The sequence below is a fragment of the Microcystis aeruginosa NIES-843 genome, from assembly GCF_000010625.1.
Classification (GTDB): domain Bacteria; phylum Cyanobacteriota; class Cyanobacteriia; order Cyanobacteriales; family Microcystaceae; genus Microcystis; species Microcystis aeruginosa.
Genome location: NC_010296.1, coordinates 4,890,769 through 4,904,435 on the forward strand (window position 1 = coordinate 4,890,769; position 13,667 = coordinate 4,904,435).

The 13,667-nt window shown below is 47.7% G+C and carries 12 protein-coding genes and 2 pseudogenes; 6 read left to right on the top strand and 8 right to left on the bottom strand.

All coding sequences use genetic code 11. The features are described 5' to 3' along the window. Positions 1-31 precede the first annotated feature (31 nt). From MAE_RS23170 to MAE_RS36225, 4 genes and pseudogenes are all read left to right on the top strand, one after another. Positions 32-1,012, top strand: a complete 981-nt coding sequence (locus tag MAE_RS23170; RefSeq protein WP_012267680.1) for an ABC transporter ATP-binding protein — start codon at positions 32-34, stop codon at positions 1,010-1,012. Positions 1,013-1,237: 225 nt separating this feature from the next. Next, complete coding sequence (locus MAE_RS23175) at positions 1,238-2,356, top strand: universal stress protein (protein ID WP_012267681.1); 1,119 nt, start codon at positions 1,238-1,240, stop codon at positions 2,354-2,356. 155 nt (positions 2,357-2,511) lie between these two features. Further along, the gene (gene psbM, locus MAE_RS30840; RefSeq protein ID WP_012267682.1) at positions 2,512-2,619 is read left to right on the top strand and encodes a photosystem II reaction center protein PsbM; all 108 of its coding nucleotides are present in this window, start codon (positions 2,512-2,514) and stop codon (positions 2,617-2,619) included. Positions 2,620-3,140: 521 nt separating this feature from the next. Beyond that, a pseudogene (locus MAE_RS36225) lies at positions 3,141-3,555 on the top strand (tail length tape measure protein); the annotation flags it as partial. Between the two features lie 546 nt (positions 3,556-4,101). Here MAE_RS36225 and MAE_RS23180 read toward each other — a convergent pair. From MAE_RS23180 to MAE_RS23200, 5 genes are read right to left on the bottom strand one after another with little or no spacing between them, the layout of a single operon-like run. After that, complete coding sequence (locus tag MAE_RS23180; protein WP_012267686.1) at positions 4,102-4,872, bottom strand: ABC transporter permease; 771 nt, start codon at positions 4,870-4,872, stop codon at positions 4,102-4,104. 12 nt (positions 4,873-4,884) lie between these two features. Beyond that, complete coding sequence (locus MAE_RS23185) at positions 4,885-6,093, bottom strand: ABC transporter substrate-binding protein (protein WP_012267687.1); 1,209 nt, start codon at positions 6,091-6,093, stop codon at positions 4,885-4,887. A gap of 4 nt (positions 6,094-6,097) precedes the next feature. Beyond that, positions 6,098-6,880: an ABC transporter ATP-binding protein gene (locus tag MAE_RS23190; RefSeq protein ID WP_012267688.1), complete on the bottom strand. Its 783-nt coding sequence runs from the start codon at positions 6,878-6,880 to the stop codon at positions 6,098-6,100. After that, positions 6,877-7,992, bottom strand: a complete 1,116-nt coding sequence (locus MAE_RS23195; RefSeq protein WP_012267689.1) for an acyl-CoA dehydrogenase family protein — start codon at positions 7,990-7,992, stop codon at positions 6,877-6,879. Before MAE_RS23195 ends, MAE_RS23190 begins: the two co-directional genes overlap by 4 nt. Positions 7,993-8,004: 12 nt before the next feature. Further along, positions 8,005-8,535, bottom strand: a complete 531-nt coding sequence (locus MAE_RS23200) for a DUF4242 domain-containing protein (RefSeq protein ID WP_002796116.1) — start codon at positions 8,533-8,535, stop codon at positions 8,005-8,007. Between the two features lie 563 nt (positions 8,536-9,098). On the opposite strand from MAE_RS23200, the pseudogene MAE_RS36230 reads away from it, so the two are divergent. Next, positions 9,099-9,549: pseudogene (locus tag MAE_RS36230) on the top strand (tail length tape measure protein); the annotation flags it as partial. Between the two features lie 361 nt (positions 9,550-9,910). Here the strand turns inward: MAE_RS36230 and MAE_RS23205 are convergent. Then, on the bottom strand, positions 9,911-10,465 hold the full coding sequence (locus tag MAE_RS23205; protein WP_002796118.1) for an NUDIX hydrolase: 555 nt from the start codon (positions 10,463-10,465) through the stop codon (positions 9,911-9,913). A gap of 161 nt (positions 10,466-10,626) precedes the next feature. On the opposite strand from MAE_RS23205, the gene rpsN reads away from it, so the two are divergent. Further along, on the top strand, positions 10,627-10,929 hold the full coding sequence (gene rpsN, locus MAE_RS23210; RefSeq protein WP_002796120.1) for a 30S ribosomal protein S14: 303 nt from the start codon (positions 10,627-10,629) through the stop codon (positions 10,927-10,929). A gap of 228 nt (positions 10,930-11,157) precedes the next feature. On the opposite strand, the gene MAE_RS23215 is transcribed toward rpsN, so the two are convergent. Both MAE_RS23215 and MAE_RS35920 read right to left on the bottom strand, forming a co-directional pair. Continuing rightward, positions 11,158-13,311 carry a polyribonucleotide nucleotidyltransferase gene (locus MAE_RS23215; protein ID WP_012267692.1) on the bottom strand — a complete coding sequence of 718 codons (2,154 nt, stop codon included), beginning with the start codon at positions 13,309-13,311 and terminating at the stop codon, positions 11,158-11,160. 167 nt (positions 13,312-13,478) lie between these two features. After that, the gene (locus MAE_RS35920) at positions 13,479-13,610 is read right to left on the bottom strand and encodes a hypothetical protein (protein ID WP_269453946.1); all 132 of its coding nucleotides are present in this window, start codon (positions 13,608-13,610) and stop codon (positions 13,479-13,481) included. Positions 13,611-13,667: the final 57 nt, after the last annotated feature.

The window sequence follows — 13,667 nt, forward strand, 5'->3', positions numbered from 1 at the left end:
AGCAAAGTGTAGGAAGAGGGATATCCGACCCATGTATTCTGTCTCAGATGATTCCAAAACAATGACGAATACCAGCCGTCAAACTGTGCTAGAGACGTTAAACTTACAAAAAACTTATCGGACGGGATTCTGGTTAGATAAAAAAATCGAATCCTTGAAAAACTGTACTTTAATTGTCCATGAGGGCGAAACCTTTGGATTATTAGGCCCGAACGGGGCCGGCAAAACCACGCTCTTAAAAACCCTTTTGGGGATTGTCCGACCCACTTCCGGACGGGCCTTGATTCTCGGTCAGCCAATTGGCGATCGCTCGGTCAGGCAACGCATCGGCTATCTTCCCGAAAATGCCTACTACTACGACTATCTCACCGGCTGGGAATTCCTGCAATTAATCGCCAGCATTTTTCAAATTCCCTCTTCTGTGCAGAAAAAACGCATTCCTGAATTATTGGATTTAGTGGGATTAGACCGCAAAACTGCCCAGAAAAAACAATTGCGTCAATATTCTAAGGGAATGATGCAACGGATCGGTATAGCCCAAGCATTAATCAATGATCCTGAATTAGTCTTTTTCGATGAACCGATGTCGGGACTAGACCCTATCGGTCGCTATCAGGTGCGGGAAATTATTCAATCCCTCAAACAACGGGGGAAAACCATCTTTTTTAACTCTCATATTCTCTCCGATGTGGAACAAATTTGCGATCGCATTGCCCTGTTGGCCCGGGGAGAATTACTCTGTGTTGGTTCCCTCGAGCAAATTCTCGGTCGTGCTGATGTCTATCAGGTGATTGTTCAAGGTGGTAGGGAGGATCAACTACAGCAATGGATACTCGGTTTGCATTGGCGCGATAATTGTTGGCAGGGACAATTACAGGGAGAACCCGCTGCTTTTCTGGCTGCCCTGCCTAGTATCGATGCTCGCTTGATTAGTCTGAATTTAGCTCGTGCTTCCCTAGAAGAATTTTTTATCGACCAATTACGTCAGCGCGGTATTACCTCTAGTCAATAAGCACTCTCAGAGCAAATCCGTTTTTAGTAATATGATTAACTTCCAATCCCACTGTAAAAACCAGGTTATGGATTGTTTCTCGCCGCTCCGGCCCTCCGCTCCTCCCCTATACCTTTTAAACAGGATTTAGTATCAGAGGGGGGTAAGGATTGATGATATTCAATCCCCCCGGCTACGATTGAATCATCTTAATCTACAAGGGAAGTTGCCAAAAAGGAGACGAGCGTGCGACGGGGAAGACATAAAATTTTTATCGGCATGGCCCCGGGGGTCGGGAAAACTTACAAAATGCTGGAGGAGGGGCATAGCCTCAGAAAGCAGGGAACCGACGTGGTGATCGGACTTCTCGAAACCCACGGCAGGAAAGAGACCGCCGAAAAAGCCGGGGGGTTGGAAATCGTACCGAGAAAAATCCTAGAGAAAGAGGGATTCACTCTCTCGGAAATGGATACGGAAGCGATTATCGCCCGCTCGCCGCAGCTGTGTCTGATCGATGAATTAGCCCACACGAACGCGCCTAGTTCGGAGCGAGAGAAACGCTTTCAGGACGTGGAGATAATTTTATCCCGGGGAATCGATGTTTACTCGACAGTGAATATCCAGCATATCGAGAGTTTAAACGATCTGGTCGCCCGAATCACCGGGGTGGTGGTGCGGGAGCGAATACCCGATCGAATTTTGGAGGAAGCTGATGAAGTGATCGTGGTAGATGTTACCGCCGAAACCCTAGAGGAAAGATTATTAGCGGGAAAAATCTACGCTCCCGAAAAGATCGAACAATCTTTAAATAATTTCTTTCAACGGCGTAATTTAATCGCCCTCCGGGAACTGGCCTTGCGCGAAGTGGCCGATACGGTAGAAGAAGAAGCGAGTAATTCGACCAAATTCATCGGTCAATCCTGTCCCGTTCACGAACGGGTATTAGTCTGTATTTCCACCTATCCCAACTCTTTACGATTATTACGTCGGGGAGCGCGGATAGCGGGGTATATGAACGCGGAATTTTTCGTGATTTTCGTTGATAACCCCGAGCGCTTTCTCACCAGAGAGGAGGCTTTACATATCGAAACCTGCGAACGTTTATGTCGGGAATTCGAGGGGAAATTCTTACGGGTTAAAAGCTATCAGGTGGCGGCAGCGATCGCCGAGGTGGCCGAGCGCGAACGGATCACCCAGATCGTGATCGGGGAGAGCCTTCAATCGCGCTGGAAGCATTTCATCAAAGGTTCTTTCACCCAAAAACTCATGCGCCTGATCTGGCAGAAAAATATCGATCTTCACATCATCGCCACCGATCCAAAAGTACCAATTAAAGACGCGCGAGCCAAGGGGGTGAAAAGATAACTACCTTTCTCCCACTTCCCCACTCCCACTTCCCCACTTCCCCACTTCCCCACTTCCCCCTTCCCCTCTCAAATCGGCAACGCCTTGGCTTCTCTGGGATGATATTCTAGGAGTTAATCTTTATGCAAATCCGTTGTCACAGAGGGAGTTAACTCATGCAAGTAAATAATCTCGGCTTTATCGCTAGTATCCTATTCGTCCTAGTACCCACCGTTTTCCTCTTGATTCTGTTTATCCAAACCAGACAGGAAACCGAGGGTTAAATTCCTTCCCTATCCCTATTCTTCCTAAAAACCCCGGTGATTTCTTGAAGTCATGCGGGGTTTTTTCGCTTGAATTAGGAGAAAATGCTAGTTTCGTCACCTGATCCAAAATAGCCTATAGTTAGGGTCTGCTGAAAAAGTTTGTTGGTGGGGGCAGGGTGTGGGGTGTGGGGTGTGGGGTGTAGGGTTTTACCGATTTTGAGGTAGTCAGTTACCTAATTTTCAGGGAAAAAGTACCTGAATTTTACCCCCGCTCCCTCCAATGGTCGGCACTTTTTGAGGGAAAAAAAGTATAAAAGCCTTATCCAACAAGGTTTTTAGATTTATTCAGCAAGCCCTAGTTAGGGTTTGCGGCAAAAAGTTTGTTGGTGGGGTTAGGAGTCAGTAGCCGGTCGTCAGTAGCCGGTCGTCGGGAGTTTCAGGCTTTGTTGCCCTCTCTTTTTTGTACCAACTTATGTACTATAAGAAGGATAATGCCAGGTTTTTGAGGGTCCCAATCCGAATTTGCTAGAATGGTAGTCATGTATATAGAAAAAGTTCCTAACCGTAATTCCCCCCCGCCGTTCTTCGACCTGATTCTTACCGAGAAGGAGATCAAGTCAAAAAAAGAACCCTGGCCAACCTCTCAAAATTACCCGATGATATTATCGACAATTTGAAACTGGCTCTCAAAGGGGCGTTACAATCGAGATAAAAAGAAAGGGAAAACTCAGATAGTTTTTGGCCTACTATGTTAGGCTAAGGCTTGTCCGATAGCGGTAGAAGTCTTTGAAGGAAACACATCCGATAGTGCCACCTTAGCCAGACAAATTGAGAAAGTCAGAAAAGGTTGGGGGATTGAGAATGTGGTCTGGGTAAGCGATAGAGGAATTTTAACCAACGTAAAAGAAAATCAATGAATTAGTAAAACCGCTAGAAGGATTAGACTATATTACTTTCGGACTTTGTTGGAAGACCTGGGGACAATTTGCTTGAATACAGTAGAATGTACGATTAGAGAGGGAAGTTATCGTTTTGCTAAGATAACTCGACCGACTTCCCTACAACAATCATGCGTTAGATTTATTAGGGGTTTCCCTGATTTGTACCCAGTAACGGGCTGGCGGAAATTCTCTTAATCCCTCCTACAGCATAGGTTATGGCCTTTTGTCAAGGGGGAATTCCAGGTATCAGCAATTCCAAATTTAAGGTTTCATGACGTAAAAATCCTTATGACAAGAGGGTTGTACAATTCTTAACATTTGGATTGATCTCTGAAATGGCGCAAAATCGTTCCGAATTTATTTTTGCTGTCCAGGTATTCAGGGCAGAGGAAGGGGAGAAGATTTTGGGCGGTGTCTATCGGGTGCGGTCTGCGTAGCAGAGTGCTTGGCGATCGCTTTCGAGGACAAACCAACCCGATCCAAGAGGCAGTAGGTCGGGGAGGATGTCAACGGAATAGGATCATTAAAATAGGTTTAAGGAAATAGTTGAACCAATAGGCTAATCTTGGTGCGTCCAAGAGCGATGAGCCAGACGCAAACCCCAATCGAGCAGATAACCAATCGCGCCAATAACGAGAATCACCGCCATCAACTCTGAATAAGCGAGTCGATCGCGTGTATCGAGAATATAATAACCCAAACCCGCACTAACCCCCAGCATTTCCGCCGGTACAAGAACGATCCAGATAATACCTATAGCCAAACGGAAACCAGTTAGGAGATGGGAGAGGATCGCAGGCAGAATAATCTGGAAAACCGTTTCCCCTCGCGTAGCACAGAGACTGTGGGCTAAAGTCAACCAAGAGCGATCAACCGCATTAACCCCAGCAGCCGTATTGAGAAGGATCGGCCAGATAGCCGCCACCGTCAGCAAAAAATACACAGGTAGATCACCAATTCCCAAAACCATCACCGCTAAAGGCATCCAAGAAAGGGGCGAGATCATGCGTAGAAATTGAAATAGGGCCGACAAAGCCGATTCAAGGGAGCGATACAACCCGATTAATACCCCCAACGGCACACCGATGGCACTAGCGAGAACCAAGCCCACAATAACCCGGCGGCAACTGGTGAGGATATGGGGCATAATCTCCCCCCCAACAAAAAGACGTAATAAAGCGACAAAAGATCGCTCAGGGGAAAAATCATTTAAAATCGGGTTTGAGTGCCATAGAGGACTGGTAAATAGCCACCAGAGCAATAATCCCAAACCGATACCCCATAAGGGTAGTAAAGCTCTTGGCGGGGAGGTCAAAGATTGTGACTTCATAGGTTCGGACCTTTAAAATTTGATCGTCTCGATGCGGGAGAGATTATTCGGTAAGCCGAAAGCTTTCGGTCCGCCCACCTGTTGCAAGGCATTACGGACAAAAGAGTCATCCACGAGATCCCGCGCCACCTGTCGGGGTTGCAGTTTTTGGAGAAAATCCGTATTTCCTTCCACCTGAGTGGTTTTGAGCAAGCGTACCAGTTCCTCCGTATAGGAAGGGAAAGGATAGGGCTGGAAATCGATCCGGTTGACCTGCCAAGCTGGATTCTCGATCGCCCCGTCTTTTTTATAGAAATTGCGATCATAGTAAGTAAGCGCCCGTTGCAATACCGGCAGCGGGTGAGGCGTATATTTTCCACCATCTTTAGAGAGAATCCGGGCCACTTCCGAGCGATTGCTCCGGGACCAGAGTTGGGCTTTAACGAGGGCGTTTACCACCCTCTGCGTCCATTGTTTCCGTTGCCTAATATCCTCCTCGTGAACAAAGACAACGCAACAGGCGTGATTCTTCCAGACATCGCCGGTGAAACGGAGAACCCTACCGGTTTTGAGATTTTCCGCCGCCGCGTTGAAAGGTTCAGCAACGATATAACCACCGATGCTCTTATTGGCGAGGGCTGATACCATATCCGGGGGCGGGAGAACCACTAGATTAACCTCGTTAGAAGCGATCGGCGCGTCCTTGGGTTTGCGAACTATTTTCAGCCCGTTACGTTGTAAGAGTTGTTGCAAGACCAAATTATGAATCGAATACCAGAAAGGAACCGCGATCGTTTTACCTCCCAATTCCCTGGGATTTTCAATATCGGGAAGGACGGTGAGGGCTGAACCATTGGTATGGTTCCAAGCGACGATTTTAGCGGGGAAATTGCGCCCGTAACGAATCCAGATCGAGGTGGGAAAAAGAACGTGAATAACGTTCACCTGCCGAGCGAGAAAGGCCTCAACAATCTGCGCCCAAGAGCGGAATAGGCGCGGTTGTTCGGCAGTTAAACCTTCCGCTTGATAAAGTTTTCGCGAGTGGGCTACCAATAGGGGGGCGGCATCCGTAATCGGTAGATAACCGATTTTCACAGGCTGATCGTTGGCATTGGCGTGAACAGGGAGATTCCAATTATCGGCGGCGATCGCTGCTCCGAAGGAACTGGTAAACAGTGCCGAAAGTTTCAGGAAATCTCGACGGCTCATGCCGCAACAAGCACAATTATGGTGTAGGTTCATGGATTTACAGTGTCATGACAAGGGCTAATTCTTGAAAAATTGACCGGCGTAGATCACTCAAAAGCTTGGCTGACTCGAAACGGGGTTTCGGCATCGAGATGGTCCATTCTCGGCGGATGCCCACCGGATGACGGCCCATGAGAAGAACTCGATCGGCCACTAATAGGGCCTCGTCGATGTCGTGGGTAACGAGGAGAACCGTGCTGTTATAGAGAGCTATGACTTCTAGGAGGAGTTTTTGCATCTCGAAACGGGTGATCGCGTCGAGGGCGCTAAACGGCTCATCCAGGAGCAGGAGAGAGGGGCGGCGGGCGAGGACGCGGGCTAGAGAAACTCTCTGAGCCATACCGCCGGATAGTTGATGAGGATAAGCACGCTCGAAGCCATCTAGTTTGACGCTTTTAACGGCGATGTGAACCCTTTCCCGTAATTGCTGATGATCGAGGCGGGGCATCCGCTTTAATTTCAAACCAAAAGCCACGTTTTGCCAAACGGTTAACCAAGGTAAAAGGGCGGGGGATTGAAAGACGATCGAGCTGCGGATGTCTGGGGCTTGTAGGGGTCGTGAGTGCAATTGTATTTCTCCGCCATCGGCACTTTGCAAACCAGCGGCGGTAGCAAGGAGGGTAGATTTACCGCAACCACTAGCCCCGAGCAAACAAACCACCTCACCGGAGCGCACCTGTAGGTTAATATCCTCAAAAACGGTACGGTAGCCATGGCGGGTTTTATAGCGTTTATGGAGATTTTTGAGGGTGAGGACGGGGTAATCAGTGGCGATACTCATTCCCTCACCCCCGCTCGATCGAGTTCGCCAGTGAAAATTTTATCGCTAGAGGACTGACGTTGTAACTCTCTTTCCAGTTGAATCAGGCTCGGAGTTAACACCGGTAAAAAGGCGACCTCCCGCAGCCGTCGCGCCGTGTCGCTATTACGGAAATAGCCTTTTCCTCCCTTAATTTCCGCTTCTAACCCTACGGATTCCACCGCTAACCGGGTAATGTCCACTCTGAGGGTGAATAGTTCGCGTGTTCGTGCGAGATCGAAGCTTTCTAGGGTGCTGAATTGCACGATTGTCTTTTCTAGACGAGTCAGACGCTCCCGGGCGAAGAAATAACGATCGCTGGCTACCGCTGCCTTTCCCCCTAAATTTTTCTCCGTCTCCCCAAGGGATTTACGCGTAATGCCAAGGGCCAGTCCGCATTGTAACAGCAAGAAACAGGGGCGGACTGAGGGTAAAAATTTTGCTGCTTCCAAGCTGATAATCCAGTCGTGAGATAACTGAACTCGATCGAATTCAAGGGTACTGGTGCGGGAAGCTTGTAAACCCAATAATTGTAGGTCTTCACCCCGTTTTAACCCCTCTGCGAAGGAGGGAAGGGCGAGGATAAGAGTTTGTCCAGATCTAGTTTGAGCGGCAACGGCCACTATAAATTCTCCCTTAGAGTCGAGATTAGAGGCCCAGGGCAGGAAGCCATTAACAGTGACGTTTTCTCCCTCGATCTTTGCTTGTAAACGCAGCTCCTCGATACCGCCGAGGTACTTCATCGCGTTAGAGAGTCCTGTCGCTCCGGCTATCTCTCCCTTGAGAACAGCCGGTAGAATTTTGTTTTGTAGGTAAGTGTTATTACTGGCCGCCAGATATTGAATGAAGACGCGCTGACACCAGAAAACAAAACCGGTGGTGAGGCAGCATTGGGACACAGAGGAGATCGCCTCTACTGCCTGTAATAAGGAGCCACCCCGACCCCCTAAGCTTTCAGGTATAGCATAGCCGAACCAGCCCGATTCTCCTAGCTTGGTTAGGGCCAAACCGACGTTGAGATTAGCTGTACCGTTGTTGAGGTCAGTGGCTCTTTCTTCTAGAAAAGAACTGATTTCGGAGCCTCGAGCGAGCATAATTGTTCTCTCCTAGGGGTGAATATTTTCAATCGAGGTCAAACTATCTATAGGTGCGCCGACCACTTCTCTGGCTCTTTTCACCGCCGCTTCATCGGGACTATCGTAGAAACAGAGACATTTACTCAAGTCTTCGCAAATATATGTACGCTCGAAACTGACTTCAGGCACTTGAGCATAAAGGGGGGTTTTCTCCGCTTTTCGTTGCAGGTAAGTTTCCATCGTTAGCCCCGGAGGTAAATTCCACTGTACTAGATAGTTGGCTTTGTCTTTGCGCTCTCGCACAGTGGCTAAGTCCTGCCCAATCAAGCGCATTTCCTTGATTAGTTGCCAACTTAGCCCAGCGTTTTCTAGTACTTGTTCGAGGGAGGCGCGATCGATCGCTTTGATAATCAGGAATAACCGCCCCTCTGTTTCACCGATTAGGGCTTCGATTAACTCTCCCTGCGATTTTGATGCGAGTGTGGCAATGCGCTCCAATATCTCGCTCACCTCTTCTTTTGTCCTTTCTTGTCGATCATCCTCTACTAGATATAGAGTCATAATTCATCTAAAATACATTTACAATACATTTGAGTTTACTTTCTTTGAGAAAAAAAAGCAATATTTTCAAGAGCCTGAAAACGAGGTGACACGGGAGTAGATGGTTCAAGACCGTTTCGCTCAAGTCCAGGCGAGAACCCTTGGCTTGGGTGATATGCGTGACCTTCTGAGGCAGCTGAGACTCACAGTCTGTGTAAACTTCGACTGAGTTCTTGTATCTCTGAACTTCCTCCATACATATCTACTACAAGAGCCGAAAACCCTTATCCATCAATGGATACACCCATTAACTTCTCTTGATGTACCCATGGAATTTGTAATACTTCTGGTTCTTCGGTTTTTGTTATGCAATGGAGGGGGGTTATAAGGGATGAAACCCTTATATATAAAGACATTGCTTCGATTTTTGCCAATTGTTTTCGATCTAGAACGAGCTAATCAATTAAGTCTCTTGCCAGATAAGGATTTAGTCGATTTATGCCACCCGATCAAACCATACCAAGTAACGAAGAACCATACTTCTTAATAGACCAGAACTCTCTCCATTTGCTAGAATGGTAGTCATGTATATAGAAAAAGTTCCTAACCGTAATTCCCCCCCGCCGTTCTTCGACCTGATTCTTACCGAGAAGGAGATCAAGTCAAAAAAAGAACCCTGGCCAACCTCTCAAAATTACCCGATGATATTATCGACAATTTGAAACTGGCTCTCCAAGGGGCGTTACAATCGAGATAAAAAGAAAGGGAAAACTCAGATAGTTTTTGGCCTACTATGTTAGGCTAAGGCTTGTCCGATAGCGGTAGAAGTCTTTGAAGGAAACACATCCGATAGTGCCACCTTAGCCAGACAAATTGAGAAAGTCAGAAAAGGTTGGGGGATTGAGAATGTGGTCTGGGTAAGCGATAGAGGAATTTTAACCAACGTAAAAGAAAATCAATGAATTAGTAAAACCGCTAGAAGGATTAGACTATATTAGGACTTACGCATTGACAGGATTGACCAAATATGAGGTATGGGTTTCAGGCATTTTAACGTGATTTTTTGATGACTTTTGAGCGACCGCTATCGTTGGGAAGTTAATCGCCAAAAGTCTGAAACGACCGATTTTCATTCATGCACATCATGGTGAATTTGTACAGTGCGTAAGTCCTATATATTACTTTCGGACTTTATTGGAGGACTTGGGGACGATTTCCTTGAACACAGTAGAATGTACGATTAGAGAGGGAAGTTATCGTTTTGCTAAGATAACTCGACCCACTGAACTGCAACAATCATGCGTTAGATTGATTGGGGGTTTCCTTAATTTATACCCAGTAACGGGGGAGCAGAAATTCTCTCAATTCCTCCTACAGCACAGGTTATGGCCTTTTGTCAACGGGGAAGTCCAGTTATAGCGGCTAAACGGGCCAGATAGAAGCTAGTAATAGTTTTAGCATCGATCGATTCTCCCCGTGCGATCGCCGATTCCATTTCCTCAAAACTCATCAAAACCACTTCCAGATCTTCATCGACATCTTGAGCGGGGGGCAAGCTTAATTTTTCCAGATCCTGGGCTAGAAAAGCATAGATGTATTCATCGGAATAACCTGGTGCCAGGGCAAATTTACCCAAAGATTGCCAATTGTGCGCCCGATAGCCCGCTTCTTCCTCTAATTCTCGTTTTACCGTCGTAGCGGGGTCTTCTCCTTCATCGATCGTTCCGGCGGGAAATTCCAGAATTCGAGCTTGCAAACTAAATCGATACTGACGTACTAAAACCAATTGACCTTCCTTGGTGATTGGAACTGCTAAAGCGCCACCCGGATGACGGACACATTCCCATTCTCCCTCGACACCGTTAGGTAAACGCAGTTTCGAGACTTCAAATTGAAAGACGCGACCTTGATAAAAAAGACGTTGTTGGAGAAATTGAGGCGGTTCAGACATAGAAAATTTGCAACTAGGACTTTAAGAATTAATATCAACAAATGTTGCTTTTGTCACCGGTGTTAGGAAGCGGGTAGAATTATCGTCTAACGGCCAAGGAGAGATTCAGGTTATAATGGGAAATGCTGTCTTTACAGGTTAAATCTTTTTCGAGAAACCCCATGGCAAAAAAATCGATGGTAGAACGCGAGAAAAAACGCGCTCGTCTCAGACAAAAATACGAAGCTAAACGGACGGAACTAAAAGAACAATTCCGTACTGCCGAAGATTTTGAAGAAAAACTGGCAATTCACCAAAAATTACAGGAATTACCCCGCAATAGCGCCCCCAGTCGTCACCGCAACCGTTGTTTAACGACCGGCAGACCGAGAGGATACTATCGCGATTTTGGTTTATCCCGCAACGTTTTACGGGAATGGGCCCACCAAGGTCTTTTACCCGGTGTGGTCAAGTCTAGCTGGTAGTCAGAAACAATATCTAGGGAAAATACCGTGATAGAGGCGTGGTTTTTGCGTCTCTATTGCTGTTTTTATACTAAATCCGTTGAGTATAGTTTACATATCAGACAGGCAAAAGGCAAAGGGGAGAATAAATAATCAGTTTTTAATAACTGGATTTAGTATGAGGCAATTTTAGCGATAAAAAAACCCTCGATCGAGCGATCGAGAGTTAACCATGAACAAAAAATTCACCTAGACTACAGTAGCAGCCTTACGGGCAGCGGCGGCCTCATCGGGATGAATACCGAGACGGGTAAGATTGAGACGACCTTTACTATCGATCTCCCGTACCTTGACTAACACCTCATCCCCGACGGCCACTTCATCTTCGACCTTACCGACGCGTCCCTCGGCCAATTGGGAAATATGGATCATTCCCTCTTTCCCCGGCAAAACTTCCACAAAAGCACCGATTTGGATAATGCGAGTCACGCGACCGAGATAAACCTCACCCTCATTGAGTTTGCGGGTCATATTGTAAATCAGTCGTTTAGCTTTTTCGGCCTGTTCCCCATCGGTGGAGGAAATGGTGACAGTACCATCGTCATCGATATCGATTTTCGTGCCGGTCTGTTCAGTAATCCCTTTAACCGTCTTACCACCTGGCCCGATGACTAACCCGATCAGGTCCGGATCGATCTTGATCGTCAATAACCGGGGTGCGTGGGGAGATAATTCCGTGCGCGGTTTTTCTAGGGTCGCTAACATCTTCTCGAGGATATGTTTGCGGGCCGGTAAAGCTTGTTCGATCGCCTTGGCCACCACTTCCATGCTTAAACCGGGGATTTTCATATCCATCTGGAGAGCGGTAATGCCAGAATCAGTGCCAGCCACCTTAAAGTCCATATCTCCCAGAAAATCCTCGATACCCTGGATATCGGTCAAAATCCGCACTTCTTCCCCTTCTTTAATTAAACCCATGGCCGCACCGCTAACGGGTTTTTTCAGGGGAACACCGGCATCCATCAGCGCCAGGGTAGAACCGCACACGGAACCCATGGAGGTGGAACCATTAGAAGAGAGGACTTCCGACACCACCCGCAACACATAGGGAAATTCCTCCTGTGGGGGAAGGACAGGTACGATCGCCCTTTCCGCTAAAGCACCGTGACCGATTTCTCGACGGCCGGGAGAACGCATGGGACGGGTTTCACCGACGGAAAAGGGTGGGAAATTGTAGTGATGAAGATAGCGTTTTTCGTCTTCGGGATGGAGATCGTCGCCCAAATCCTGAGCATCACCGGGGGTGCCAAGAGTGGCGATCGAAAGCACTTGGGTTAAACCGCGATTAAACAAACCGCTACCGTGAACCCGACGGGGTAAAACTCCTACCCGGCAAGAAATCGGCCGTACTTCGTCCAGTTGGCGACCATCAACCCGCACCCCATCCTCAATAATTTGGGCGCGCATCAGTTTTTTGGTCAGATCCTTAAAGAGATTACCGATTAACTTGGGTTCTTCCAGGGTTGGAGCTTTTAAGGTATCTTCGTCGGGGAGAGCGGTGATAGTTTCCTTGATCCGATTTTCGATCGCCTCTAATTTCTCATCCCGTTCGGTTTTGCTGAGGGTAAACTGAGAGAGAATCTGTTTAATTTCCTCTTTAGCTTGTTCTCTCAGGAAATTCTGCACGGTTTCGTTTACTGCCGGCGCTTCTCGGGTCACGAGGGGAATACCCAACTGATCGATCAATTCCCGTTGAGCGGTGATCAGGTCGCGGACCGCTTCATAACCAAAATCGATCGCCTCAATAATATCCCGTTCTGGTAACTGATTAGCTCCCGCTTCGATCATCACCACCCCTTCGGGACTACCGGCCACCACTAGATCCAATTCTCCGTTATGGATTTCCTTGTAGGTGGGATTGATGATAAATTCATCCCCCAACAAACCGACGCGCACCGCTGCCATCGGTCCTTGGAAGGGAATACCTGCCAACAAAACCGCCACGGAAGCCCCAGTAACGGCCAAAACATCCGGGGGGACTTCCTCATCCATTGAGAGGGTCGTAGCGACTACTTGGATATCATCCCGCATCCAATTGGGGAATAGGGGACGCAGGGGGCGATCGATCAAACGACCGGTCAGAATTGCTTTTTCCGGGGGACGACCTTCACGACGCAAAAATCCTCCCGGGATGCGCCCGGCGGCGTATAATCTTTCTTCGTAATCAACGGTCAAGGGCAGGAAATCTACTCCTTCTCTGGCTTTGGCTGTGGTTGCTGTCACTAAAACCGCCGTTTCTCCCGATTGGATCAGAACACTACCGCCAGCTTGGGGGGCTAAAAGCCCTATTTTTAGTCGAATATCCCTGCCATCAAAGGATATTGACTTGTCAAACTCTTCCATGTAAAGTTATATTCCTTTCTTTCACTTTTCTCTGTGCTGTGGCAATCCTAGCATTTTTTGTAGCCCTTTCCAGCAGGTTTAGTATTCAGTGATCAGTGATCAGTGATCAGTTATCAGTGATCAGAGTTGAGTTTTCAGTTCGCTGATTACTCTTTACCGTTTACTGATCACAGCAAAAAAGCTCCCCACTTCCCCACTTCCCCAATCCCCCACTTCCCCACTTCCCCAATCCCCCACTTCCCCAATCCCCCACTTCCCCAATCCCCCACTTCCCCAATCCCCCACTTCCCACTTCCCACTTCCCTGCTCCCTGCTTTTAAACAGGATTTAACATTACTTGCTCAAACCGGCCAAAA

Coding starts and splice junctions, on each gene's coding strand:
- MAE_RS23190 (WP_012267688.1), bottom strand. CDS start 6,880: ATGAGTATCGCCACTGATTACCCCGTCCTCACCCTCAAAAATCTCCAT.
- rpsN (WP_002796120.1), top strand. CDS start 10,627: ATGGCAAAAAAATCGATGGTAGAACGCGAGAAAAAACGCGCTCGTCTC.
- MAE_RS23205 (WP_002796118.1), bottom strand. CDS start 10,465: ATGTCTGAACCGCCTCAATTTCTCCAACAACGTCTTTTTTATCAAGGT.
- MAE_RS23170 (WP_012267680.1), top strand. CDS start 32: ATGTATTCTGTCTCAGATGATTCCAAAACAATGACGAATACCAGCCGT.
- MAE_RS23185 (WP_012267687.1), bottom strand. CDS start 6,093: ATGAACCTACACCATAATTGTGCTTGTTGCGGCATGAGCCGTCGAGAT.
- MAE_RS23215 (WP_012267692.1), bottom strand. CDS start 13,311: ATGGAAGAGTTTGACAAGTCAATATCCTTTGATGGCAGGGATATTCGA.
- psbM (WP_012267682.1), top strand. CDS start 2,512: ATGCAAGTAAATAATCTCGGCTTTATCGCTAGTATCCTATTCGTCCTA.
- MAE_RS23200 (WP_002796116.1), bottom strand. CDS start 8,535: ATGACTCTATATCTAGTAGAGGATGATCGACAAGAAAGGACAAAAGAA.
- MAE_RS23195 (WP_012267689.1), bottom strand. CDS start 7,992: ATGCTCGCTCGAGGCTCCGAAATCAGTTCTTTTCTAGAAGAAAGAGCC.
- MAE_RS23180 (WP_012267686.1), bottom strand. CDS start 4,872: ATGAAGTCACAATCTTTGACCTCCCCGCCAAGAGCTTTACTACCCTTA.